We start from the raw sequence: 22,477 nt of genomic DNA, 5'->3' as shown, positions 1-22,477 counted from the left end.
ATGGTTATGATAGGTAACGGCGCCGACTGGCCTGACTGGCAGGATGAGAAGTCCTATCGCTACACGCGCTACCTGACCCGACGCGGCTGGGCCTGGGAATTCCTGCGGCGCAATCCGGCCTTCCAGCGTGACTTGAGGCACGCGCTTGAGCAGGCAGAAATTGCAGAAAGGTGCTTCGACATAGAAGTGGTGAGATCGTCGCTCGATCTGACGCGGTGGGGGCTCCTGTTTCGCAAGCTCGTTGAGGCCTGATGCGAATGTGTTCTGGTGCTCCCGCCAATGCCCGCACGTCCTGCCGGTCATTGCGGAAAAAACATTGTCGCCCGAAACGCTTTCGTTTGATCTCGCTGCATTGCCATGTCGGGCGGCACTCGTGATCACGGCGGACGGTCGCCAGCATGTCATGCTGCGAAATGCTCACCGGGATTTACAACTGGTTGTGGAGGGCGCGGACGTTTTGTGCCCCGTTCGGCTTTGCGTCGACGCGATCTGGCCCGCCGATCGGATGAGGCAGCAGTTGAATGCGCTCGAATGCCTCAATGCTCTTCACGCGACCGGACAACTTCCCGACAGGCTGTTTCCCCCCGAAGCGCGCGCCAGTCGTCTGCGCTTTGTCCTCCAGGCGCTTGACGGCTCGCTAGGCGGTGCATCGCACCGTCAAATCGCAAGGGCCCTGTTGGGCCGGCAACGCGTCCAGGCCGACTGGACGGATCCGCGCAATCACCTTCGCGATCGCATTCGCCGTGCTGTCCGGCGCGGTCACATGCTCATGGATCGTGGCTATCAGGATTTCCTCGTCTAAGGTGATTGCAATAGCTCATCTGGAGCCGGTCAGCGCGCGAACAGTTCTTTGTATCCAGTCGTAACCATCCAGTTGGCCCGATCGAGATGGCTGCGAACCGCCATTCGGGCGCGCTCAGGTTCTCGCATCGGATCGATGCCGAGGACGAGCTGCGCCATCTCGTCTTCGCTGGCATCGTCGGCGGACGCGTCCAGGAGCCTCATATAGATCGTGAAGTGCTCATTGTCGTAAGCGGTCAGGCTGTCCGACCACGGGACTTCGTCTTGGACTTTGCGTTTCATCGCGACCCTCTTGCCGGTTTGGGGTTTGTTGTGATCGGGCACGGCTGCTCCTCGGTTGGCTCACCATAGCGAATAGGAACGATCGTTCCTAGAACCATAGTTCCGGTTCTGGTCCCTATCTCGCCATGGACCTCAAGGAGGTCATGGCGATCAACATGCGTCGTTTGCGCCATGATCAGGACCTGACGCAGGAAGAATTGGCTGCCCGCGCAGAGCTGAGCATGCGCTATGTGGGTTCGATCGAGCGTGCTCGGGTTTCCGCCAGCGTCAGTGTGCTTGGCCGGCTCGCAAAAGCACTTGACGTTGATCCTTGTGAGTTGATTAGGCCGCAGTAACAAAGGCGATCTGGCCCATCCCGGATTGCCGAAATCGATTTTGATGGCGCGCAACCGGCCGCCAGTGAACTGAGCCCGCTTTCTTCGACATGGGTCTAGTACTACTGTGTCATAAACTTCGTTAACGATTGATTGCGAGAATGGCGATTCAAGCTTCAAATGGAGGGAGCGATGAATCTCCGAGACGGAATCGAAACGAGTGAATCGCGTTTTGCGGCCTATGTCGAGACGCTCGCCTCGGCATTGGGTCATGCTGACCGGGTGGCGCCGCTGAAGGCCTATTGCACCGGGCTGCTTTTGCCAGGCGAGCGCAAGAGCGTCGAGCCGATGGCGGCACGGGTGGAGCCTGGGCGTGTTCAGGCGGCGCACCAGTCTCTGCATCACTTCGTGGCGAAAGCGGACTGGTCGGATGATGCCGTGCTTGGCGTCGTGCGGGCGCAGGTTCTGCCGGCACTTGAGGGTCAGGGGCCGATCCGCGCCTGGATCGTCGACGACACCGGCTTTCCCAAGAAAGGCAAGCATTCGGTGGGTGTGGCGCGGCAGTACTGCGGCCAGATCGGCAAGCAGGACAACTGCCAGGTCGCGGTCAGTCTGTCGGTTGCCACCGAACAGGCGAGCCTGCCGGTCGCCTATCAGCTCTATCTGCCGGAAGGCTGGGCCAACGACCCTGACCGGCGCGCCAAGGCAGGTGTGCCGGAGGATGTCATCTTCCGCACCAAGCCCGAAATCGCACTCGCGCAGATCCGGGCGGCGCTGGCGGCCGGCGTCTCGCCGGGCGTGGTGCTGGCCGATGCCGGTTATGGCAACGACAGCTCCTTGCGCACCGGGCTGACGGAGATGGGCTTGACCTATGTCGTCGGTGTCCAGTCCTCGATCCGTCTGTGGCCGCCGGACACGCAACCGCTGCCGCCCAAGCCATGGAGCGGCCGCGGCCGCCCACCTTCGCTCGTCCGACGCCAGGCCGACCACGCGCCCGTTTCGGCCAAGGACCTGGCGCAAGCGCTGCCCGAGGGCGCCTGGTGCCGCGTCACCTGGCGCGAGGGCTCCAAGGCGCCGCTCGCCTCGCGCTTTGCCGCCGTCCGCGTCCGCCCAGCCCATCGCGACTACTGGCGCTCCGCGCCACGAGCTGAGGAATGGTTCCTGATCGAGTGGCCGCAGGGCGAGGTCGAGCCGACCAAGTATTGGCTCTCGACCTTGCCGGAAGATACCGAACTCGCCGGCCTCGTCGACCAGGCCAAGCTGAGATGGCGGATCGAACGGGATTATCAGGAACTCAAGCAGGAGATCGGCCTTGGCCATTATGAGGGCCGAGGTTGGCGCGGCTTCCATCACCACGCCACGCTCGCGATCGCCGCTTACGGATTCCTAGTCTCCGAACGGAGTCTGATTCCCCCCTCAGCCCCACGCTCAGCGCCGCTCCTCAAGGCACCTGCGCTACCCGAAGATTATCGACCCCGCGGCGCCGCCGCTCCGTCCCGAACGCCACGTCAGCAATTCAATCGCCACCGTCAGGGTTAGACTCGCCCACGCCTTGGCGCGGCGTCTGCCACGATGTCCATGCTGCCAACATAGTTTTATGACACAGTAGTACTAGACCAGTCGGCTTCGCTCCCTGGCGCAGCTTGCGTGGCCTACAGCGCTGACCTTGAGCGATAACCATCGTCAGATCGCATCCGGGAAGTCGCGATCCCTAACAGCAGGGAGTTCGGGCAAAGTCGATGCTCGTGCGAGTTGCTCCTTAAGTTTGTAGAGTATACTCCGTGGTGAAATCCTCAACAAGAGGGTGGCCTCTCGCCTATGGGAATCCGAGAGGTCTTTGCCCGCAATCTGCGTAGGCTTCGCGAGAAAAAGAAGCTGTCGCAGGAGGCGCTGGCACATGAAGCTGGTGTTGATCGAACCTATATCAGCGCTCTTGAGCGCAGTGTATATGCTGCTACCATCGACATGGTCGAGAAGCTCGCTACGGTGCTGGAGGTTGAGCCGGCAACGCTGCTCGATCCGCGATCTGAATAGGCTTAAGCACCGTCTGATGCCGAAATCCCTTCGATCGCCCCGCCAAGGTCGGCTGCTGGAACAGCTGATAGCGGCGCGCAAGAACAAGGGCTTAACCCAGGCCAAGGTTGCCGAAGCGCTTCGCCGCCCGCAGTCTTTCGTGGCCAAGTATGAGGGCGGCGAACGTCGCATGGACGTCATTGAGTTCCTCGACGTAGCGGAAGCGCTCGAATTCGACCCTTGCGAGGTTCTCGCACATGTGCGTCGCTTGCGTGACCGATAGCTCGTGCTGTGCTTGGCTTGAGCGACCAACGTCATCAACATCGCATCCCTGGATTTTGCTGCCCCGCGGCAGATGGTTCGGGCAAATCGATGACAATGTGGCTGACCTCCGCGCATGGATATGCGCAAGCTGGTCGGACGAAATGCACGCAGGATCAGGGAGAAGGCCGGCTTGACGCAGGAGCAGCTTGCCGAGATCTCCGGCTTCAGCCAGCAGTACATCAGCGGGCTGGAGAAGGGCAAAAGGAACCCCACCATCGTCACGCTTTATGAACTGGCACAAGCCCTCCGTGTCAGCCACATCGATCTGGTGCGACCTGACTGACCAGGATTAAGCGCAATTTGGAAATGACCGACGCGCCGCGGACATTTCGACCGCATCCGTCGTAGATGATGCTGCGCACACTCGGATAGGCGAAGAACGGCACGACGTGCTGCCAGTCGCGCCGCCAGCTTTGAGTAATCGCCGGGTATCGCCGGCCCAGTCGCCGGCCTCGAAGTCCTCCAGAGCCTTCATGCCGGCTTGGCGTCCGCGCCCGGCAGATGGCGCTGAGCATCGGCACGACGGCTTTGCGATCTTTCCGTGACACGAAATCAAGTAAATGGCGGATCAGGTGCGCCAGCAGGTTAGCACTGTCGCCTGGGATAAAGTGGCGCCGGTCGCCTCTCTCTTGGCCAAGCAGTTCGCCAGCTTGCCGTCTTACCAGCACCTCGCCAATCTCGTTGCGTTCTTGTTTAGGCCTTGCAACAGATCCTTCAAGGAAATTCATCGAATCTTTGCGACCACAAATCGCTGTCAATGGTACGCTCACCACAACTGTCAAGTTCAGTGGCGGCAGAAATCTGGTGTGTTTATGTTCGCTGCCGAACAGCATTTGCAAAGAGCCCGACATGACAAAGCGAGCAGGACGAGGGGTTCGGTTCTTCTATTTGGCGTCGTTCTGACCAATGATGATACTTGTCGATCGCCTAATGACAGCAGCACATCTTGATCGCCTACGGATCCTGGGCCTTTGCGCGCATGCCGACCTGACTGTCCGCGAACTGGCGGAGATTCTCGATCTTCGTCGGGAGCGCGTTGCGCGACACGTCCGGATGCTCGCCAGAGCCGACTTTCTTTGCGGCAACGGACAACGTCCTTGGTCCTCATATCATCTCAATGCAGGGGGCAAGGACGGAGGGTTGGTTCAATTCTTGGTCGATCTCCTGCCCCACGACGATGGGTGTCATAAGCGGGACCTGGAGCGGCTCGAGGCGGTACAAGACGCGTGGTCGAAGGGGACTGCTGCTTGTCGTGAAAAGATCTGCCTACGTGGGAGTGCGAAACTACCATGAACAACTCCGCTGACGTAGCCATGGCAGAGCCCGGCACATACGGACGGTCTTCCTTGGTCCACGTCGATTGCCGCGTTCACGAACTGCTTCTAAGACAGGAGCGGCAGGAGCGGACAACGCTCAAACTCATCGCATCCGAGAACTTTGCCTCTTCGGCCGTACTGGAAGCGACCGGCTCTATATTCACGAACAAGTATGCCGAAGGGTACCCGGGTGCGCGCTACTACGCGGGAAACGAGATCGTCGATGAGCTTGAGACCCTCGCGATCGAGCGCCTAAAAGCGCTCTTTGGCAGTGAGCACGCCAACGTCCAACCTTATTCCGGCTCACCAGCCAACCAGGCTGTCTATCGTGCGCTTTTGAGCCCCCGTGACAAAGTCATGGGCTTGCCTTTACCCGAAGGCGGCCATCTGACTCATGGTTGGTCCGTCAACTTTTCCGGCACTGACTATCAACGCGTCCCCTATGGGCTGCACGAAAAGACGCAGCAAATTGACTATGACCGCTTGCGCGAGACCGCCAGGCGGGAACGGCCGAAACTGATTTGGGTCGGCGGAACTGCCTATCCGCGCGCTTTTGACTACGCGGCAATGGCAGAAATCGCTCTGGAGGCGAACTCTTATCTCGTGGCCGACATCGCCCACATCAGCGGCCTGGTTGTCGCTGGAGCGCATCCGAATCCCGTGGTTCATTGCGACGTCGTCACCAGCACATCTCACAAGTCGATCCGCGGCCCCCGTGGAGGCTTTATTTTGTCGAAGAATGAAGATCGTTATCAGGCGCTCTATCATCCCACGAGCAAACACAATCTCGCCAAACGGATTGATCGCGCGGTGTTTCCTCAACTGCAAGGTGGGCCGCACATGAATATCATCGCCGCGCTCGCTGTTGCTTTGCAGGAAGCCGCGACCCCCTCTTTCCGCACCTACGGTCACCAGATCGTCAAGAATGCCAAGGCACTGGCCGAGGCGCTTGTGGATCGTGGTTACGATCTGGTCACCGGCGGGACGGACAATCACATGCTGATCCTTGATCTTCGGGACCGGCCGCTGTCAGGCAAAGCCTATGCCGAGCGCCTGGCAAGGGCAGGCATCATTACGAACTTTAATATGGTGCCGGGCGACCCACGCGACCCGACAGTCACAAGCGGGATCCGCTTGGGGTCGCCGGCAGTAACGTCCATGGGCATGCGTGAAGGGGAAATGGTGCAGATCGCCGCTTTCATCGACTCGGTCTGCCGCCAGCCCGACGACGAGGAAGTTCATGCGAGCGTACGAAGAGACGTTGCCAACTTCTGCACTGCGTTCGACGTCCCCGGCATCCCCGACCGGTAAGCCACCCTAATCCAGAAACTCCCCACCTGACTCCAACACTTGAAGCGAGGACATTCCATGGCCAGGCAGTTCGTGTTCTCTTCCGAATCCGTCGGCGCGGGACACCCCGACAAGATGGCAGACAACATCTCGGATGCCATCCTCGATGCCATCCTCCGCACCGACCCGAAGGCGCGCGTCGCCTGTGAAACGTTGGTGAAGTCAGGGATGGTCGTTCTAGCTGGAGAGATCACCAGCCACGCGGAGATCGATTACACTCAAGTTGCCCGCGATACGATCCTCGACATTGGCTATGACGACGATGCCATCGGCTTTGATGGTCGACGTTGCGCCGTCATTCTGGCTCTCACCGAGCAGTCGCCCGACATAAGCCAGGGCGTTGATGAAGGACGAGGGCAGGATCTCGAGCAGGGGGCGGGGGATCAGGGCCTCATGTTTGGATTCGCATGCAACGAGACGGATACATTGATGCCCTTGCCGATCCAACTCGCACATCATTTGACGAAAAGACAGGCAGAGGTCCGGAAAACGGGACAGCTTGGCTGGTTGCGTCCGGACGTGAAATCTCAAGTGTCCGTACGCTACGAGGGTCTCCGCCCGGTGGCGCTGGACACCATAGTCCTGTCAACGCAGCATGACGAGGCGGTCTCCCAAGATACAGTCCGCGAAGGCGTCATTGAGGAGATCATAAAACCGGTCCTGCCAACCCATCTGGATACTTCGGAGATCAGATTTCTGGTCAACCCAACAGGGCGGTTCGTGGTCGGTGGGCCCGCCGGCGACTGCGGCCTCACTGGACGCAAGATCATCGTCGATTCTTACGGTGGAACGGGGCGTCACGGCGGCGGCGCCTTTTCGGGCAAGGACCCATCTAAGGTTGACCGCTCGGCCGCCTATGCGGCGCGGTATGTCGCAAAGAATATCGTTGCCAGCGGCCTTGCCGAGGTCTGCGAGGTTCAACTTGCCTACGCGATCGGCGTGGCCAGTCCGGTTTCTGTCATGGTTAACACCTTCGGAACCGCAAGGATCGAGGAAAAAAGGATCGAGCGCCTTATTCTTGAGCTTTTCGATCTCCGACCGAAAGGCATCATCAAGATGCTTGATCTCTTACGCCCGATATACCGCAAGACGGCGACATACGGACACTTCGGCCGTGAAGAGCCTGAGTTCACCTGGGAGAAGACGGACAAAGCCGACGACTTGCTGCATGAAGCAGGACCGGCAGCTGCGTGAGCGCCGCTGGATCAAGCGCATACGGCAACCCTTTTCCTCGCTAGACCCCCGCCCGGCCGGCATACCAGAAAGCCGCTGGGTAGTAGGCGGAGACATTGATGCCGGATTATGACGTGCTTTGTATCGGCAATGCCATCGTCGACATCATCGCCCAGTGCGACGAGGCGTTCCTGGAGACGAACGGCATCATCAAGGGCGCGATGAACCTGATCGACACAAGGCGCGCCGAAGTGCTCTACAGCCGCATGGGCCCGGCCATCGAAGCCTCCGGCGGCAGCGCCGGCAACACGGCGGCGGGCGTTGCCAGCTTCGGCGGTCGCGCCGCCTTCTTCGGCAAGGTCTCGAACGACCCGCTCGGCGAGATCTACGCCCACGACATCCACGCGCAGGGCGTCGCCTTCGACACCAGGCCGCTTCAGGGCGAACCGCCGACGGCGCGCTCGATGATCTTCGTCACGCCCGACGGCGAGCGCTCGATGAACACCTATCTCGGCGCCTGCATCGAACTCGGGCCGGAGGACGTCGAGCCCGACAAGGCGTCGGGTGCGGCGGTCACCTATTTCGAGGGTTATCTGTGGGACCCGCCGCGCGCCAAGGAAGCGATCCGGCAGACGGCGAAGCTGGCGCACGCCGCCGGACGCGAAGTGTCGATGACGCTGTCGGACTCGTTCTGCGTCGACCGCTACCGGGAGGAGTTCCTCGAGCTGATGCGCTCGGGCACCGTCGATATCGTCTTTGCCAACAGCCACGAGATCAAGTCGCTCTACCAGACCAAGTCCTTCGACGAAGCGCTGGCGCAGATCCGCAGGGATTGCCGGATCGCCGCCGTGACCCGCTCGGAAAAAGGCTCGGTCATCGTGCGCGGCGACGAGACCGTGGTCGTCCAGGCAACCGCGATCAAGGAACTGGTCGACACGACAGGCGCCGGCGACCTCTATGCCGCCGGTTTCCTGCATGGCTACACGCAAGGCCGCGACCTCAAGGCCTGCGGCGATCTTGGCTCGCTGGCGGCCGGCTTGGTGATCCAGCAGATCGGCCCAAGGCCGAGGCAGAATTTACGCCGCGAAGCCGAGCAGGCGGGGTTGATCTAGCGGGACGACTCAACGACAAGCTGCTCGTCTCCCTCCTGCAGGCTGTGCGGGTAAATTGCGCGTAAATCGAAATGTCGGATGCGCATCCGCGTGAGGCGGCAGCCCGGGGCGTGTCACGATCGAAACGGTTGATCGCGGTGCCGCCCTTCAGCGCGACCCTTTTGCCGTGCGATATGGGGAACGCGTTCGGATCAGCAGGTCGACCTGTGGCATATATTGCTCACCGGACATCGACCTTGTGTGGCAACAGGTCGGCCGGGATCGTGATGCGATAGAGCGGGTGAAGCGGCCAACTGGTGAATTGACATCAATGCATCGCCCGATTGAGATTATCCTGCCGGGAGGCGCAATGAGGTGTTCAGCCGAGTCGAGACGATCATGGGAAAATATAAAGACCATCGTGAGCCACGCCGGCATCGTCATGACGATGACCCGGTTTCTTTTGCGGAACGGCCTTCCGAGCTAAGCTACTTTCAGCGTTCGTCCACTGTAACCGCGGATCCTGTCGACGCCGAAGTGGTGTGGTTCAACACCAGCAAGGGTTTTGGCTTTGTCAAATTGCCGGAGGGCATCGAGGCCTATCTGCACATCCGGGTGCTGGAGGCGGCCGGGAGCCGCGGTGTTTCCGAGGGAACGCGTCTGAAGGTCACAACGGAAGAAAGTCCAAGAGGTCATCAGGTCGCGCAAGTGCTGGAGGTCAGCGATCAGACCGCGAGAACTCAGCTACATACGCGTCGCACTGGAGAGTCCACCGCCGGGACGAGTGCCCAGCTGGAGAGCGAGGGCACGGTCAAGTGGTACAATCCCCAAAAGGGCTTCGGCTTCATTGCTCCTGAAAACGGTGAGAAGGACATCTTCGTTCATGCCACCGCGCTGACCCGCTCAGGACTGAGCATGCTGATGGAGGGTCAGAAGGTGTTTGTCCAATGCGGACAGGGCAAGAAAGGCCTGGAAGTTCGGAGCATTCGCCTCCCTTAGAGCCAATGCGTCGGCCCTACCGAAATCGCGCCTCAGACAAAGAAAAAGCCCGCTACCGGGAGGAGGTGGCAGCGGGCTCGATTTAGAATGAGACGCGGGAGGAGGTGCGCCCCATTCAGCGTCGGCACCACATCTGGGAGGAGTAGATGGCCGACACCATGATCATACCGATCGCCCCGGATATTGCAACGCACAAATTTTATCTCGCGAGTGCGAAATCATGCCGGGCCTGCTTCGTCGATCCTGAAAAATTGCGGTCAGGCTGCGGCTTTCTTGCGGGCACGCTTGGCAGGTGCCGGCGCTCCCGGTTCCTTCGGCTTGCGGCCCAGACCCATGGTCTTGGCCAATGCCGAGCGCGCCGCAGCGTAGTTCGGCGCCACCATGGGATAGTCCGCCGGCAGCTCCCATTTTGCGCGATATTCGTCGGGCGTAAGGCCATAGTGGGTAGCCAGGTGACGCTTGAGCGACTTGAACTTCTTACCGTCCTCAAGGCTGACAATATAATCGGGTGTAACCGATTTTCTGATCGGTACGGCAGGCTTGAGAGCTTCCGATTTTTCTGGTGCGGCACCACCAGCAGTGCCTTTCAATGCGATGTGGATCTGGCCGATAAGCCCAGGCAGTTCACCGACGGGAACCGGATTGTTCGAAACATAGGCTGAGACGACATGGGCGGTGAGTTCGATGAGGTTGTCGGCTTTGCTCTCGGTTTCTTCGGTCATGAAAACGCTCCTGCGGAATTAGAGTAGCCGGGTAAGAATCATCTCGTAGCTTAATAGTGACGACCGCGTTTGATGGCAACCAAAGCCATTGCATGATGTGTTGGCGGATCGCTGCACGCCCGGTCGCCGTCGCGGATCTTCCTCTTGAACCGTCATCGCCCTGACAACACATTGTGTCAGGGTCGCCTCGCGTCGATGCGGCGCCTCTTCACACAAATTGGCTATTTGGAAGGTTGGAGGAACGAATGAACGCTGAGGCTTTCAGCAGCCCGCTTTTCGTGAGGCGCGCAACGCACATCATCCAAGAGATTGCCGGCCTTGCGGATGCAATCGATTTTCTCAACGAATGGCCGGAAGATCGCAGAGACATGATCCACGAAGCCGCCCTGAGGGCATGCTACGATGCGTACGATGGGCGCAAGCCGGTAAGCACGGCGCGCAATGCCTTTTTCGGCTTTGCGAAGCGGGTCGCCATATTGGAAGATCCAACCTCCGCCATGCAGTGGATCGCCGCCTGCAGATCGGGCAGTGGAAAAGTGCAGGTGTAGACTTCGACGACGAGTTTGAGACTGGCGAGGCGCGTCAAACAGTGCACTATGTCCAGGTTTCACAGCTAGACCACGCGAATGAGAAGCAGTTCCTCACCACCGACTGCAAAACCGCAGATCGCAAGCAAGCTGACCATGGCCAGACGCAGCTCATGGCGATCGCTTGCTAGCCAATGGCCAGGCTCAGTGGCGCAGATGCAGCGGTCGCGTTCGGCTGAATAAAAAAATGTGATCCGGCTGTTTGCCGTATAGTGGCTGTGGGGAGGGGGGATGACCGGGTTGACCAGATTTGAGAGACCAGTCGTTGTTCAGCTTAGCCGCCGCGGCTCGGAGCGTATCGTGTTCGACGTCAACGACGCGGCCGCTATCTTGCTGCGGGATCTGCATCATGAGACCGATAAACGCAGGATAGCGATGGACGCCTGTCTGCAGGTTTTACGCGGTAAGACCCATCCACCAACCGCTCGACGGGCTTTTGTCGCAGCCGCGCTCGAAGCACGCGTTCTGCGCAGCGATTGATATTCAGGATGCCGCGGATGAATTTCGGCCATCTGCGCATCGGTATTGAGCGCGGTCCAAATACCCCTGCCGGCTCCGCCAGGAGCAAGCCAACCCCGCTCTTTCCGCGGCGGCTTTCCTGGTCCGGCGCCTGATCTTCCACCATCAAAACACAAGGGTCCGCCAGCCAGCTGCGGCCGCTCGGCTTCGCCGTCGCGGTGATGGTGATTGCAGCCAGAGGCAGACGCCATCGAGCGGGAATTGGCCCGCTGCAGATGGTGGAGCGTCGATGCCGCCTCAAAAGTCTCCAGAAGCGCTGTTTGAACCTTCCCCCAGCTTGGCCCTGCATCCGGTTTCTCGGAACACGCTCCGGGACCGGGGTGCGTGATCGCCGATGTTTCTCCCCATGGTCGGGACCGGGGTTTCGGCGATCAAGGTTGGGAGACGATAGTGATTTCGATTATCCCAATACGGAATAATCCGAAACGGGCTGGCGGAGAGCCTTCTCGTTTCTGGCCGGCTCATTTGAGGCCCAAGCCTCCTTCAATCGCCCGCCAACGGCCGCCTCTGGAACAGCTGACTTCGACGCGCCATGACAAGGGCCGCGGCCAGGCCAAGCTTGCCGAGGCGCTTCGTCACCGGCAGCGCGATTGCCTTGGGCGCGCCGGATAGACTCCCCCAAGGATGCCCGGTGTGTGGCGTTGCCGCTCACCGCCGGCGAGTGGCACCGAGCCCTACGCCGTCTGCGCTTTTTGCCGAATTGCGCGTGCCGCAGCCACCATGTTCACCAGCGCAGGGCGGACCTCCTCCCATCTGCGCGTTTTGAGACCGCAGTCGGGATTCACCCACAGTTGGCCATCCGACAATCGCTCGCGCGCAAGCATGATAAGGTTGGAAATCTCCCCCACTTCCGGGACCCGCGGCGAGTGAATGTCATAGACGCCAGGACCGATCTCGTTCGGATACTTGAAGGTTCGCAGCGTATCGAGCAGTTCCATCTGCGAGCGCGAAGTTTCAATCGAGATCACATCGGCATCCATTGCGGCAATCGCGTCCACGATATCGCCGAACTCGGAGTAGCACATATGGGTGTGGATCTGGGTCGCATCGCCGACCGCTGTTGAAGCCAGCCGGAAGCATTCGACGGCCCAGTCGAGATAGGCCTGCCAGTCGGCCTCGTGCAGCGGCAAGCCCTCGCGCAGTGCGGCTTCGTCGATCTGGATCATCCTGGCGCCGGCCTTTTCGAGGTCGCTCACTTCATCGCGAATGGCGAGCGCGACCTGGCGGCAGACGGCTGGGCGGGCAAGGTCGTCCCGGACGAAGGACCAGTTGAGGATCGTCACCGGGCCGGTAAGCATGCCCTTCACCGGCTTTAGCGTCAGCGACTGGGCGTATCGCCACCAGTGTAGTGTCATCGGCTGTTGTCGCGACACATCTCCAATGATGATCGGGGGTCGCACAAAGCGCGAGCCGTAGCTTTGCACCCACCCGTGTTGCGTGAAGGCGAAGCCGCGGAGCTGCTCGGCGAAATACTGCACCATATCGTTGCGCTCGAATTCGCCGTGGACCAGCACGTCGAGTCCGATCTCTTCTTGCCAGCGAACGGCGGCTTCTATCTCTTTCTTCAGGAACGCCTCATAGTCGACGTAACTCAGCTCGCCTTTGGCATGGGCTGCCCGCGCCTTGCGAACCTCGGCTGTTTGCGGGAAGGAGCCGATCGTCGTGGTGGGGAAGGATGGCAAGCCAAACGTGTCGGCCTGAAGCTTGGAGCGCACGGCGAATGCGCTCTTCCGGCGCGTCATGGCGACCTTGATGCTGGCGACCCGACCTTCGACGAGCGGATCATGCACCTTAGCGGATGTCGCGCGAGCGGCGGCAGCCTCAGCCGACGCCTCTAGTTCGGCGGCGACCGCGTCCCGGCCTTCAGCCAGGGCACGGGCGAGCACGACCAGCTCGTCGGTTTTTTGCGCCGCGAAGGCGAGCCACGATTTCACGTCCGCATCGAGTGCCGTCTCCATGTCCAGGTCGATCGGCACATGCAGCATCGAGCAGGACGGGGCGATCTCCACGCGGTCCAACGGCCAGCCGGCGACGATCGGCTTGATGCGGTCAAGTATGGCAGGCAGGTTCGCGCGCCAGACGTTGCGGCCGTCGATCAGCCCGAGCGAGAGCACAAGTTCCTTCTGCGCGAGCCGGCCGACGGTCTCCAACTGCTCTGGAGCGCGCACGAGATCGACGTGCAGTCCCGCCACGGGCAGAGAAATTGCGGTCTCGAGATTGTCTCCCAGCGATCCGAAATAGGTAGCGACCATGATCTTCAACTCCGGTGCTGCTTTTGACAGCCGGCAGTAGGCGAATTGGAGGGCATCCCGTTCGTTGGGAACCAGATCGACCACGAGCGCCGGCTCATCGATCTGCACCCAATCGGCTCCCGCGAGCTTCAGCCTCCGCAGGAGCTCCTCGTAGACGGGCAGCAGCCGTGGCAGGAGCGCGATAGGGTTGAAACCTTCCTCAGGTGACTTCGCCAACTTGAGAAAGCTAACCGGTCCAAGCAGGACCGGGCGCGTGTGGATGCCGAGCGCCTTGGCCTCGAGGAAATGATCGACCGGTTTCGCCGACGAGAGGGCAAAGCTCTGATCGTCGGTAAGTTCCGGCACAATGTAGTGATAGTTGGTGTCGAACCATTTGGTCATTTCCATCGCGGCAAGGCCATGCCCGTTGGCCGCATGCTCGTCACCGGCATGTCCACAATCAGCGGCCTGACCTTGGTCGCCGCGCGCCATGGCGAAATAGGTATCGAGTGGGACCTCGCCGTCAGTCCAGACGTATCGTGCCGGCACGGCGCCGACCATGATGACGGTGTCGAGCACATGGTCATAAAGCGAGAAATCGTTGGACGGGATTTTCGACACGCCGTGATCGTGCTGCTCCCTCCAGCTGGCGGCGCGTAGCGCCTTCGCCGTCGCGAGCAGGTCGGCAGCGGGAGATTTTCCGGACCAGTAGCTTTCAAGCGCGAATTTGAGTTCCCGCCGTCGACCGATACGCGGCACGCCGAGCGTTGCCACTGGAATTTGTTGAGAGACAGTCATGCCATACCCCGATGGTTGGGGCGTGGGGACAAGGAACGCGCAAGCAGGCGGCACGAAGCCAAGCTACCGCGGCCACCGAGACACCCCGCCCGTGGACGTTGTTCGTCGTGGCAGGTCTCCTGGCTCGCGGGTCAAAGCCTCTGCCCGTCTTCCCGAGGCCGTTCGCCTCAGTGACACCAATGGGCTTGGCTCGCCGCTAACAGTTGCGGGGGCAGCGCCGGCATCGCACCGGCTTCCCTCTTAGCTCCGCTACAGCAGTGCCGCGCGGAGAACCACGACATGCGCACAATCACAGCAGCTTCGCTCCTTGTCAATGCATATAACGAGATGTTTATGTGATGATGCGAATAATGCCCTTGCGCTGATCGGTCTCTTTCGCCCAAAGCCGCTTACGATGCCGCCTCTTATCAGTGCAGGCTCGGAGAGATCCTTGTCCCCATCGGCGACGCCGGATCAGATCGAGGTCGCCGGGCTCAAAGGGCGTAAAGTCGGGCCAGGTCGTCACGGTCAGCCGGGAATCCCGGTATTTGTTCCCGCTCGGCTTCGCTCAGCGTGCTTGCGCATTCCAGCGCGCTGATGACCATGGCCGCAAGCGGAAAGAAGAGGTGGCGCCGCAGGTGGGCGGACTGGGGCCGGGCCGCCAGCGTCTCGACAAACTGCGCGGCGCTCGCCTCGACCTGCTCCGCGAGCAGCTTCACCCTCGGTTGCTGAACGCCGGCGCCACGATCGTGCGTAACCGGGCATGCTCGCCCCCCCTCGCGCGAGACCAGCCACTCCGGCAAACCAAGAATCACCGAATCCGGGGTGAATGCCGCACTCTCTAAGCGATGGAAGGGCGGAAGGTGACCGGCAGGCGCTGCGGGCAGCGAATGACGTAAGACGGAATGTAGACGACGTCCTCCGCGGCGATGGTCAGCGCCAGATCCTCCAGCCGCCCGAACAGCGCGGGGAAGGCGCAGCGCAATTCCAGGCGCGCCAGCGCAGCGCCCAGGCAGGCATGCGGCCCCTCACCGAACGACAAATGCGGGTTGTGCCGCCGGGTGACATCGAACCTGTCGGCGCCGGGGCCGAAGGCCTGTTCGTCCCGGTTCGCCGCATGGAACGCCATCAGGACGGCATCGCCGCGGCGGACCATGCATCCGTCGATCTCCACGTCCTGGGTGGCATAGCGGAACGGCAGATTGGCCGCTGAGCTGCCCCAGCGCAGGATCTCCTCGATCGCCTGTGACCACGGAACTTGGCCGCTGCGCACCAAGTGCAGTTGCTGCGGATGCGTCAGCAATGCCAGCACGCCATTGCCGATGACGCCGGCGGTGGTCACGAAGCCCGCAGAGAGCACCATGAACAGCATGTCGATGAGCTCGGTGTCGGAAACGAGCTCGCCTTTGTCACGGGCGACGATCAGGGCCGAAGCCAGATCATCTCCGAGCTGGCCCCGCTTGAGCGCGATCAGGCGACGGAAGAACTCCGGGATGCGCTGCCGCGTCTGTCGCACCTCTTCGGCTGTGGCGGAGGTGTTGGCCATGCTGTAGGTGAGCGCGACGATCTCTTCGCGCTGTTCGTCCGGCAAACCGAACAGTTCGGCGATCACGTTGGTGGGCAGCGGAGCGGCGAACTCGCTCATCAGATCGGCACTGCCGCCGCGCTGCGCCATGTCGGCCAGGAGTCGATCGACGCTTTGTTCGACCCGTGGCGCCAGCAAGGCGATCCGACTGGGCGCGAAGCTGCTGGACAGCAGGCCGCGCAAGCGCCGGTGATCGGCGCCGTGCGCCGTGGTCATGTTGTCCACTTTGCATATCCCGATCAGCGGATGATCCTCGGGAATCTCGCCGTCCTGCAGCGCCCGCCACTGTCGCCAGTCCTTGTTGAAACGCTGGTCGGAAAGCATCTGCCTGAGCGTCTGGTGACGGGCTGCCGCCCAGGTCACCAGATCGCCTGGAAGCGACACTCGCGCCATCCCCCCCTGCCGCAGAATCGCAGAAGAAAGACGATCAAGTTGCGTGGGAGCGGCCGGCACACCGATCACGTCGCAATGATCGTTTTCTACGCGCATGCCAACAGCTCCTTTAAGAACCATCGCGGGTCCACTTCTCGGCACGGATGATCCGCGCGCGGACTTCGAAAAGTGCCCCTCAGTGTGCTTCGTCCTCAGAAGCGGTAGGTCAGACCTGCGCCTATCAACCAGGGATCGAGCCTGGCCTTGCCTGTGAGCTTGGTGCCGGCGACAGTGACGTCGAAGTCGGGCCTGAGGAAAAGCTTCTTCACGTCGAAGTTGACGCCCCAGTGCTCGTCCACCATGTAGTCGAATCCGACCTGCAGCGCGGCGCCGAATGTGTTCTTGACCTTGAGATCATCGGCGCTGCCGACTTGCTGATGATAGAAGATCGTATAGTTCACGCCGGCGCCGACGTAGGGCTCGAAGGCGTCGAAATCGGTAAAATGATACTGCAATGTGAGCGTGGGCGGCAGCAGCCAAACCTTGCCGACCTCGCCCAGCCCGCCGATCGCACCCTGGCCATCGATGTTGGCATAGGTGGTGCCGAGTATGAGTTCGGCGGCGATGTTGTCCGTGAAGAAATAGGAGATATCGAGTTCCGGCGTCACGGTGTTCGAATAGGAAAGACCGGAGCCGGGCACCGCATTGACATAGCCCGAATCCTCGGTGATCACCCCCAACGCACGCAGGCGGATCTGCCAGGGGCTTGGCGCTTCCGCGACGCAGGCTTCTGCCTGCGGGACGCTCGCGGCTTGCCCAACATCTGCCGCGCCGGCCTGTCCCGCAACGATGAGGACGACAGCCGCTGTCATTGCCCGCGCCACGCCAATTCGCGCTCTCGCCATACTTTTCTCTCCTTGATCTTCAGAAGCGACGCACTGCGCCTTGATTGAATCCTGCTCGCATCAATCGAGATTGACGGAGCGCTCATGCGGGATAGCCCCCGCATGTGTCGTGCCAAATGAGAAAATCGTTGCAGAACAATGCGGTCACTCCGATAGCGCTGTGTCTGATGTCCGACTTCGTCGAAGATCCGACAATGAGTGCAGCCGTAGCCGCCCCTGGGAGCCGTTCGTCAACATCGGCCGGCAGTTCGTTGGCATGCTCGTACTCGGCTTCGAGTTTTGGCGTATTCTGCGTTCAGCGCCTTGATCGGCGCCTGCTGCTTCGCCGTCAGGCCGGGGAACGTTCCAGCCAGTTGGCGCAGTCCGTGGGCATGTCCGTAAGGCGTCTCGACCGCGACCGATATGGGCGGGAAATCCTTTGGCAGCATGCGCCAGCCGCCATCTGATCGGGCCATGTAGCGGATCGCGTTCAACCCTCGCGCAGGTCCGTCACCACGCGCCGCCCGGTCTTGGCCGCGCCCGGCAGGAGCGGTTGTATCCGCGACCATTCCTCATCCGTCAGATCGGAGGGGATAGCGCCTGGTCTTCAATTAATCCTGCTTCGGTTTGAAATTCGCTACGAGAGCACGATATCGTTGTGATGACCAACCTGGATTGATCATCAAGTGGCCGATACCGCCATAGAATGCGGCGAAAAGGCGCGTGGCCGTTCTGAACCTCCGGGCCGGCCGCCGCGCAATCGTGCGGTGATGAAGCACTCCGATGTCCTTGGCGGGCTCGATTACCTGGCGGCGGACTATCACCGGCAGGATTTCTCCAAGCATGTCCACAACGAGTATCTGATCGGGCTGATCGAGCGAGGCGTCCATGATGTTTGGTGCCGAGGTGAGGTTTGGCACGCCGGTAGCGGCACCGTCGCGACCTTCGCGCCCGGGGAACCGCATTTCGGGGGTGCTGGTGACGATCTTGGCTGGAGCCAGAAGATCTTTTACATGCCCGAAGTCCTTATCCGGCAAGTCCTTGAGGACAGCGGCCAAAACGAACCCGGAACGATCGACTTCAAAAGCCCGTTCCAGGAGAATGCCCCAGTTGCACACGGCCTCAGCGCGTTTTGGCGCCTGCTTGAACATGGGCGTAGCTCGGCACTGGAGATCGAGGAGTATCTGATCCGTTTCCTGCCCCACGTCTTCGCAGAGGCAGGCGGGTCGCGCGTTGCAGGGCCAAAATTCGTGCCATCGAGGTTCCGCGACGTATGTGACTTCATCCATGCCCACTTTGACGAAGTTCTGCAGCTCGCCGCCCTGGCCGCCCTGGCCGGATGCTCCAAGGCGACGCTGATCGATGGCTTCAAGGCGCATTTCGGGTTGCCCCCCACCCGCTACCTGATCCAGGTCCGCATCGACGAGGCGCGACGGCTGCTGAGGCGAGGTCAGCAGGTCGCCGAGGTCGCCGTCGCGGTAGGGTTCGCGGACCAGAGCCACCTGACCCGGCACTTCAAGGCGGTGCTGGGGGTGACGCCGGCGCGTTACCTCTCGGTTTGAATATCGTTCAATAAAGCGCGCGGCGAACCGTCTAGCTTGGACGCTCAATGGATGAAACGAGCGTCAGACCATGAACGAAAGCAAGCAGACCCGCCCCCGCGACTTCACCAGCGACAATATCGCCGGCGTCTCCCCCGAGGTGATCGCAGCCATCACCGCGTGCGCGTCGGGTCAGGCGCTTCCCTACGGCAACGATGAGCTGACGCATACCGTCGAGCGCCAGCTCGCCGAGGTGTTCGAGCATGCGGTCGACGTGTTCCACGTTTCGACGGGGTCGGCGGCGAACGCGCTGGCGCTCGCGGCGATTACGCCGCCATGGGGCAGCATTCTCTCGCACGCCGACGCACACATCAACCGCGACGAGTGCGGCGCGCCGGAGTTCTACACCGCCGGTGCGAAGTTGGTGCAGCTTCCAGGCGAGGCTGGCAAAATCGACATCGACGCCTTGGCGGCCAATGCAACGCGCATGGTGGGCGATATCCACTCGGTCCAGCCCTCCAGCGTCAGCATCACGCAGGCGACCGAGATGGGATCGGTCTACGCGCTCGACGAGATCAAGGCGATCGGACATATTTGCCGGTCAGCGAACCTGGCGTTCCACATGGACGGTGCTCGCTTCGCCAACGCCCTCGTCACTCTGCGCTGCTCGCCAGCCGAGATGACGTGGAAGGCCGGCGTCGACCTTGTGTCATTTGGCGCCACCAAGAATGGAACGTTTGGGGTCGATGCAGTCGTCTCGTTCCGCGGAGATCTCGCGAGCACGATAGCCTTTCGCCGCAAGCGTGCCGGCCAGTTGAGTTCCAAGATGCGCTTCATGGCGGCGCAAATGGACGGCTATCTGAGGGACGGTGTCTGGCTTCGCAACGCGACCCATGCCAATTCGATGGCATCGGCGCTCGCGCAGGGGTTGGCCCTGGTGCCAGGCGTGAAAATCCAGCAGCGTCCCGAGGCCAACATCCTGTTCTGCAGACTTCCCATGTCCCTGATCCGGGGGCTGCTCGACATGGGATTCCGCTTCTACCATGATCGCTGGCAGACCGGGATCGTGAGGTTCGTCACCTCTTTCGCGACGACCGAGGCTGACGTGTCCGACTTGATCGGCGCGGCAACCAGCCTCTGCGCACCGGTCGGCTCGGCTCGTGTTCCGGCTGGCGCCGAATGAGTGTGGCGACAGTCGAGCGCTCTCGCCGCCCGTCACGGATGTCCTCTTTGCTCGACTGCATTGATGATCCGAGCGTTCTGGCCGCACGGGCATCTCAGGCTGTATCTTTTGTCTCAGGCCTTTTAGACTTGCAGCTTCATCCTACCTCGGCAAGGCGGCATGCCGTACGGTTACGAAGTAACCGGGTTGATTTTCTGTAAGAAGGTCCCCTATCTGCGCAATTCACTTCAAGTCATCCGTAATCCGGCATGCCTGTAATATTTATTTTGCATTTTTTTATCATATTTTTGATGAAAAATGCTGTTCACTCGTCCGAGTTACTTAAAAGAGTGAGTCGGATCTGCGCGGATGGCAGCATGAATCGGGATTTTGACCACTAGCAGGAGAAAATATGCCTTTCATATCTACTCGCCGCGCCAACGCAACGGACGCAGGGACGGTCGTCCGTTTTATTCACGCGCTACTCGATGAACTCACTGGCGGGAAAGCGCCCGCGCCCGACGACGTGAGACAAAGCGCGCAGATAATGCTTGCCGACGCTGGCGTGGTCGCAGTGATCGCAAGTGCAGATGACGAGCCGGTCGGCATCATGGTGCTGAATGAATGCACGGCGATTTATGCAGGAGGTAAGTTCGGCTATATTTCGGAGCTGTATGTTCGACCCGAAAAGCGCTCCAAAGGGATTGCCCCTCAACTGCTTGAGGTCGCCTCGCGGGAAGGCCATGCGCGTGGTTGGAAGCGACTTGAGCTTGCAGCGCCCAGGCAACCAAAATGGAAGCGCACGCTCGATTTCTACCTGCGCAACGGGTTCGAGGAACTCGGCCCTCGGCTCTTTCGGATTATCTAGACTATAGAGTTTGCTATGGGCTGCTCAAAGCAACCTGCACGATCTCAGCGGATTGAGGTCCGGCGTGGTCGCTGCCTGACGCTGCAATCGTACCAGCATCGTCATCGCAAATGTGTGCCTCGGATAATGCAGGGGTTCCCGTCACGCCGGCTGCCCGAAACGCATCGGCAAAAACCGCCGTCAATCGGGTCACGCTAACGACGTTTCCTTGAGTGTTGAGGAACAGAGCCGAGGGCGGCGATTTTGCCACCTACAGGGGCGCTGCATAGACGACCGCACGTGACGTGCACCCGGTTACGCTGCCTATAGCCAATGGCGGATGATTCCCATGAGGGTAGTCCTATGAAATTGTACGCGAAAGTCTTTGGTGGAGCGGCAGCGTTGCTCGCTGCCTGGCCGGCGATGGCCAGCGACGCGGTGGCGAGCGAACCGGCGCCCTACAATCCCAATTTCTCTTTCGTTGGCGGCGTCGGCGTCATCGACATCGAGGCCAACGAGCTGGTCTATCAGGCTCCCGGCAGCGGCTCGAAGCTGAGCCACCTTATCTGGGAAGGCACCTCTGCGGTCATTTCAGCCGAGATGACGGCGCGCAGCGAGACCGGCTGGACCGCCAAGCTTTCCAGCCAGATCGCCTTCAGCGGCAACAGCTACATGGAAGACTATGACTGGAACCCGTCATTCTCGACCAATGATGGCTGGAACGACTGGAGCAACCGTTCGCGCCATTGCGACACCGATCTTGATTACTTCTATTCGGCAACCGTCGCGCTCGGCCACGATTTCCAGTTCAGCGACCAGCTGCTGATCAACTTCAACGGTGGTTTCAAGTACACCTCGGTCAAGTGGACTGCCTATGGCGGCTCCTATGTCTACAGCGTTGCCGGCTTCCGGGATTCGGTTGGCGACTTCCCAGGAGACGCAAAGGCCATCAGCTACCAGCAGAAATTGCCGGTCGCCTTCGCCGGCATCGATGCGACCTATGTCCAGGATCGCTGGAACTTCGGCTTTGCGCTGAAGGGCGGCACGACCTTCTCGGCCGGCGCTACCGATCATCACTGGATGCGTGACCTGCGCTTCGAGGATGATTTCGAATTGGCGCCGGTTCTGATGGTCGGCGGCAGCGTCGGCTACCAGTACAACGAGCGGACCAGCTTCTTCGTCTCCGGTTCCTACGTAAAGGTGTTCACCGCTCGCGGCGACTACAACACCTATGACATTGCGACCGGCGCAGAGACTGGCGGCGAAGACGACTGGATCGGCGGCGATTTTGCCGCGGCGACGGTGATGGTCGGCATCAAGACCTCGTTCTGATTGAACGAGTGCGACCGGAACACCAAACCGATGTCCGCACGGCGCAGAAATCTGACGCGCCCGCGCGCCTGACGGCGCGTGCCGGGTGCTCGTGAACCGAGCCCGCTTTTTCTTCGCCAGGCTCAGGCGGTCTCGGCCATCCGGCTTCGCCCCCTGGCGCGGGCAGCCTGTCGGCTCCTGATGGTCGCCGCCCTGCCGGCCGGCGCGGTTTGTCTGTTGGCCTTTCCCGGCGGCGCGGGGTGGGCGGCACTCCCT

At 60.9% G+C, this 22,477-nt stretch carries 23 protein-coding genes, 2 pseudogenes and 1 riboswitch; of the genes and pseudogenes, 17 read left to right on the top strand and 8 right to left on the bottom strand.

Going from position 1 to position 22,477, the window contains the following annotated elements; all coding sequences use genetic code 11:
- Window positions 1-252 carry a transcriptional regulator domain-containing protein gene (locus MesoLj_RS33900; RefSeq protein WP_202324106.1) on the top strand — a complete coding sequence of 84 codons (252 nt, stop codon included), beginning with the start codon at window positions 1-3 and terminating at the stop codon, window positions 250-252.
- A gap of 64 nt (window positions 253-316) precedes the next feature.
- Entirely contained in the window at window positions 317-802 is a 486-nt protein-coding gene (locus tag MesoLj_RS33895) for a DUF2285 domain-containing protein (RefSeq protein WP_244730578.1), read from the top strand.
- A 29-nt stretch (window positions 803-831) separates the two neighbouring features.
- Here the strand turns inward: MesoLj_RS33895 and MesoLj_RS33890 are convergent, their stop codons facing one another.
- Window positions 832-1,083, bottom strand: coding sequence for a DNA -binding domain-containing protein (locus MesoLj_RS33890; RefSeq protein WP_027033327.1), 252 nt, complete (start codon window positions 1,081-1,083; stop codon window positions 832-834).
- A gap of 125 nt (window positions 1,084-1,208) precedes the next feature.
- Between MesoLj_RS33890 and MesoLj_RS33885 the strand changes: the two genes are divergently transcribed.
- The 5 genes from MesoLj_RS33885 (at window position 1,209) to MesoLj_RS33865 (ending at window position 4,017) form a co-directional block, all read left to right on the top strand.
- On the top strand, window positions 1,209-1,418 hold the full coding sequence (locus tag MesoLj_RS33885) for a helix-turn-helix domain-containing protein (RefSeq protein WP_096453812.1): 210 nt from the start codon (window positions 1,209-1,211) through the stop codon (window positions 1,416-1,418).
- Window positions 1,419-1,589: 171 nt separating this feature from the next.
- Window positions 1,590-2,936, top strand: coding sequence for an IS701 family transposase (locus tag MesoLj_RS33880; RefSeq protein WP_202323969.1), 1,347 nt, complete (start codon window positions 1,590-1,592; stop codon window positions 2,934-2,936).
- Between the two features lie 279 nt (window positions 2,937-3,215).
- Window positions 3,216-3,431 (top strand): helix-turn-helix domain-containing protein, encoded by a 216-nt coding sequence (locus MesoLj_RS33875; protein ID WP_006328748.1) that lies wholly within the window; start codon window positions 3,216-3,218, stop codon window positions 3,429-3,431.
- Complete coding sequence (locus tag MesoLj_RS33870; protein WP_342215817.1) at window positions 3,346-3,693, top strand: helix-turn-helix domain-containing protein; 348 nt, start codon at window positions 3,346-3,348, stop codon at window positions 3,691-3,693. Before MesoLj_RS33875 ends, MesoLj_RS33870 begins: the two co-directional genes overlap by 86 nt.
- A 114-nt stretch (window positions 3,694-3,807) precedes the next feature.
- The gene (locus tag MesoLj_RS33865) at window positions 3,808-4,017 is read left to right on the top strand and encodes a helix-turn-helix transcriptional regulator (RefSeq protein WP_019863475.1); all 210 of its coding nucleotides are present in this window, start codon (window positions 3,808-3,810) and stop codon (window positions 4,015-4,017) included.
- Here the strand turns inward: MesoLj_RS33865 and MesoLj_RS33860 are convergent.
- Entirely contained in the window at window positions 3,986-4,567 is a 582-nt protein-coding gene (locus MesoLj_RS33860) for a transposase (RefSeq protein WP_202324098.1), read from the bottom strand. The genes MesoLj_RS33865 and MesoLj_RS33860 overlap by 32 nt on opposite strands.
- Window positions 4,568-5,023: 456 nt before the next feature.
- Between MesoLj_RS33860 and MesoLj_RS33855 the strand changes: the two genes are divergently transcribed.
- The 4 genes from MesoLj_RS33855 to MesoLj_RS36710 all read left to right on the top strand — a co-directional run bounded on the left by MesoLj_RS33855 (window position 5,024) and on the right by MesoLj_RS36710 (window position 9,663).
- A complete protein-coding gene (locus MesoLj_RS33855; RefSeq protein ID WP_202324096.1) occupies window positions 5,024-6,361 on the top strand; it encodes a serine hydroxymethyltransferase in 1,338 nt (445 codons plus the stop codon).
- 57 nt (window positions 6,362-6,418) lie between these two features.
- A complete protein-coding gene (gene metK / locus MesoLj_RS33850; RefSeq protein WP_202324094.1) occupies window positions 6,419-7,594 on the top strand; it encodes a methionine adenosyltransferase in 1,176 nt (391 codons plus the stop codon).
- A gap of 98 nt (window positions 7,595-7,692) precedes the next feature.
- On the top strand, window positions 7,693-8,685 hold the full coding sequence (locus MesoLj_RS33845; protein WP_202324091.1) for an adenosine kinase: 993 nt from the start codon (window positions 7,693-7,695) through the stop codon (window positions 8,683-8,685).
- 378 nt (window positions 8,686-9,063) lie between these two features.
- Window positions 9,064-9,663, top strand: coding sequence for a cold-shock protein (locus tag MesoLj_RS36710; RefSeq protein WP_202324089.1), 600 nt, complete (start codon window positions 9,064-9,066; stop codon window positions 9,661-9,663).
- Between the two features lie 257 nt (window positions 9,664-9,920).
- Here the strand turns inward: MesoLj_RS36710 and MesoLj_RS33835 are convergent, their stop codons facing one another.
- On the bottom strand, window positions 9,921-10,385 hold the full coding sequence (locus MesoLj_RS33835) for a MucR family transcriptional regulator (RefSeq protein ID WP_202324086.1): 465 nt from the start codon (window positions 10,383-10,385) through the stop codon (window positions 9,921-9,923).
- 245 nt (window positions 10,386-10,630) lie between these two features.
- Here MesoLj_RS33835 and MesoLj_RS33830 point away from each other — a divergent pair, with 245 nt between their 5' ends.
- Both MesoLj_RS33830 and MesoLj_RS33825 read left to right on the top strand, forming a co-directional pair.
- Window positions 10,631-10,933: a DUF982 domain-containing protein gene (locus tag MesoLj_RS33830; RefSeq protein ID WP_202324084.1), complete on the top strand. Its 303-nt coding sequence runs from the start codon at window positions 10,631-10,633 to the stop codon at window positions 10,931-10,933.
- A 339-nt stretch (window positions 10,934-11,272) separates the two neighbouring features.
- A complete protein-coding gene (locus tag MesoLj_RS33825; RefSeq protein ID WP_244730576.1) occupies window positions 11,273-11,452 on the top strand; it encodes a DUF982 domain-containing protein in 180 nt (59 codons plus the stop codon).
- A gap of 713 nt (window positions 11,453-12,165) precedes the next feature.
- Here MesoLj_RS33825 and metE read toward each other — a convergent pair.
- The 5 genes and pseudogenes from metE to MesoLj_RS36505 all read right to left on the bottom strand — a co-directional run.
- Window positions 12,166-14,496, bottom strand: coding sequence for a 5-methyltetrahydropteroyltriglutamate--homocysteine S-methyltransferase (gene metE / locus MesoLj_RS33820; RefSeq protein WP_202324082.1), 2,331 nt, complete (start codon window positions 14,494-14,496; stop codon window positions 12,166-12,168).
- Between the two features lie 116 nt (window positions 14,497-14,612).
- A riboswitch (cobalamin riboswitch) is annotated at window positions 14,613-14,812 on the bottom strand.
- 274 nt (window positions 14,813-15,086) lie between these two features.
- A pseudogene (locus MesoLj_RS33815) lies at window positions 15,087-15,374 on the bottom strand (cytochrome P450); the annotation flags it as partial.
- On the bottom strand, window positions 15,341-16,573 hold the full coding sequence (locus tag MesoLj_RS33810; protein ID WP_202324079.1) for a cytochrome P450 family protein: 1,233 nt from the start codon (window positions 16,571-16,573) through the stop codon (window positions 15,341-15,343). The pseudogene MesoLj_RS33815 and the gene MesoLj_RS33810, both read right to left, overlap by 34 nt.
- 95 nt (window positions 16,574-16,668) lie before the next feature.
- Window positions 16,669-17,361 (bottom strand): OmpW/AlkL family protein, encoded by a 693-nt coding sequence (locus MesoLj_RS33805; protein ID WP_202324077.1) that lies wholly within the window; start codon window positions 17,359-17,361, stop codon window positions 16,669-16,671.
- Window positions 17,362-17,765: 404 nt separating this feature from the next.
- Window positions 17,766-17,951, bottom strand: a pseudogene (locus MesoLj_RS36505) (transposase); the annotation flags it as partial.
- A gap of 75 nt (window positions 17,952-18,026) precedes the next feature.
- Between MesoLj_RS36505 and MesoLj_RS33800 the strand changes: the two are divergent.
- From MesoLj_RS33800 to MesoLj_RS33785, 4 genes are all read left to right on the top strand, one after another.
- On the top strand, window positions 18,027-18,902 hold the full coding sequence (locus tag MesoLj_RS33800) for an AraC family transcriptional regulator (protein WP_202324074.1): 876 nt from the start codon (window positions 18,027-18,029) through the stop codon (window positions 18,900-18,902).
- Window positions 18,903-18,972: 70 nt separating this feature from the next.
- The gene (locus tag MesoLj_RS33795) at window positions 18,973-20,064 is read left to right on the top strand and encodes a threonine aldolase family protein (RefSeq protein ID WP_202324072.1); all 1,092 of its coding nucleotides are present in this window, start codon (window positions 18,973-18,975) and stop codon (window positions 20,062-20,064) included.
- Window positions 20,065-20,455: 391 nt separating this feature from the next.
- Window positions 20,456-20,911, top strand: coding sequence for a GNAT family N-acetyltransferase (locus MesoLj_RS33790; protein ID WP_202296099.1), 456 nt, complete (start codon window positions 20,456-20,458; stop codon window positions 20,909-20,911).
- Window positions 20,912-21,253: 342 nt separating this feature from the next.
- Complete coding sequence (locus MesoLj_RS33785) at window positions 21,254-22,222, top strand: omptin family outer membrane protease (protein ID WP_202324068.1); 969 nt, start codon at window positions 21,254-21,256, stop codon at window positions 22,220-22,222.
- Window positions 22,223-22,477 lie beyond the last annotated feature (255 nt).

The sequence above is a fragment of the Mesorhizobium sp. 113-3-9 genome, assembly GCF_016756515.1.
Taxonomy (GTDB): Bacteria; Pseudomonadota; Alphaproteobacteria; order Rhizobiales; family Rhizobiaceae; genus Mesorhizobium.
Note: the sequence above shows the minus strand (reverse complement) of the source record. Positions and strands in the feature narration are given on the sequence as shown.

Excerpts from the sequence above, each read along its gene's own strand:
- MesoLj_RS33785 (WP_202324068.1), top strand. The coding sequence starts at position 21,254 with ATGAAATTGTACGCGAAAGTCTTTGGTGGAGCGGCAGCGTTGCTCGCT.
- MesoLj_RS33795 (WP_202324072.1), top strand. The coding sequence starts at position 18,973 with ATGAACGAAAGCAAGCAGACCCGCCCCCGCGACTTCACCAGCGACAAT.
- metK (WP_202324094.1), top strand. The coding sequence starts at position 6,419 with ATGGCCAGGCAGTTCGTGTTCTCTTCCGAATCCGTCGGCGCGGGACAC.
- MesoLj_RS33875 (WP_006328748.1), top strand. The coding sequence starts at position 3,216 with ATGGGAATCCGAGAGGTCTTTGCCCGCAATCTGCGTAGGCTTCGCGAG.
- MesoLj_RS33900 (WP_202324106.1), top strand. The coding sequence starts at position 1 with ATGGTTATGATAGGTAACGGCGCCGACTGGCCTGACTGGCAGGATGAG.
- MesoLj_RS36710 (WP_202324089.1), top strand. The coding sequence starts at position 9,064 with ATGGGAAAATATAAAGACCATCGTGAGCCACGCCGGCATCGTCATGAC.
- MesoLj_RS33860 (WP_202324098.1), bottom strand. The coding sequence starts at position 4,567 with ATGCTGTTCGGCAGCGAACATAAACACACCAGATTTCTGCCGCCACTG.
- MesoLj_RS33865 (WP_019863475.1), top strand. The coding sequence starts at position 3,808 with ATGGATATGCGCAAGCTGGTCGGACGAAATGCACGCAGGATCAGGGAG.
- MesoLj_RS33810 (WP_202324079.1), bottom strand. The coding sequence starts at position 16,573 with ATGCGCGTAGAAAACGATCATTGCGACGTGATCGGTGTGCCGGCCGCT.
- MesoLj_RS33830 (WP_202324084.1), top strand. The coding sequence starts at position 10,631 with ATGAACGCTGAGGCTTTCAGCAGCCCGCTTTTCGTGAGGCGCGCAACG.
- MesoLj_RS33880 (WP_202323969.1), top strand. The coding sequence starts at position 1,590 with ATGAATCTCCGAGACGGAATCGAAACGAGTGAATCGCGTTTTGCGGCC.
- MesoLj_RS33885 (WP_096453812.1), top strand. The coding sequence starts at position 1,209 with ATGGACCTCAAGGAGGTCATGGCGATCAACATGCGTCGTTTGCGCCAT.
- MesoLj_RS33870 (WP_342215817.1), top strand. The coding sequence starts at position 3,346 with ATGCTGCTACCATCGACATGGTCGAGAAGCTCGCTACGGTGCTGGAGG.
- MesoLj_RS33890 (WP_027033327.1), bottom strand. The coding sequence starts at position 1,083 with ATGAAACGCAAAGTCCAAGACGAAGTCCCGTGGTCGGACAGCCTGACC.
- MesoLj_RS33805 (WP_202324077.1), bottom strand. The coding sequence starts at position 17,361 with ATGGCGAGAGCGCGAATTGGCGTGGCGCGGGCAATGACAGCGGCTGTC.
- MesoLj_RS33835 (WP_202324086.1), bottom strand. The coding sequence starts at position 10,385 with ATGACCGAAGAAACCGAGAGCAAAGCCGACAACCTCATCGAACTCACC.
- MesoLj_RS33855 (WP_202324096.1), top strand. The coding sequence starts at position 5,024 with ATGAACAACTCCGCTGACGTAGCCATGGCAGAGCCCGGCACATACGGA.
- MesoLj_RS33845 (WP_202324091.1), top strand. The coding sequence starts at position 7,693 with ATGCCGGATTATGACGTGCTTTGTATCGGCAATGCCATCGTCGACATC.
- MesoLj_RS33790 (WP_202296099.1), top strand. The coding sequence starts at position 20,456 with ATGCCTTTCATATCTACTCGCCGCGCCAACGCAACGGACGCAGGGACG.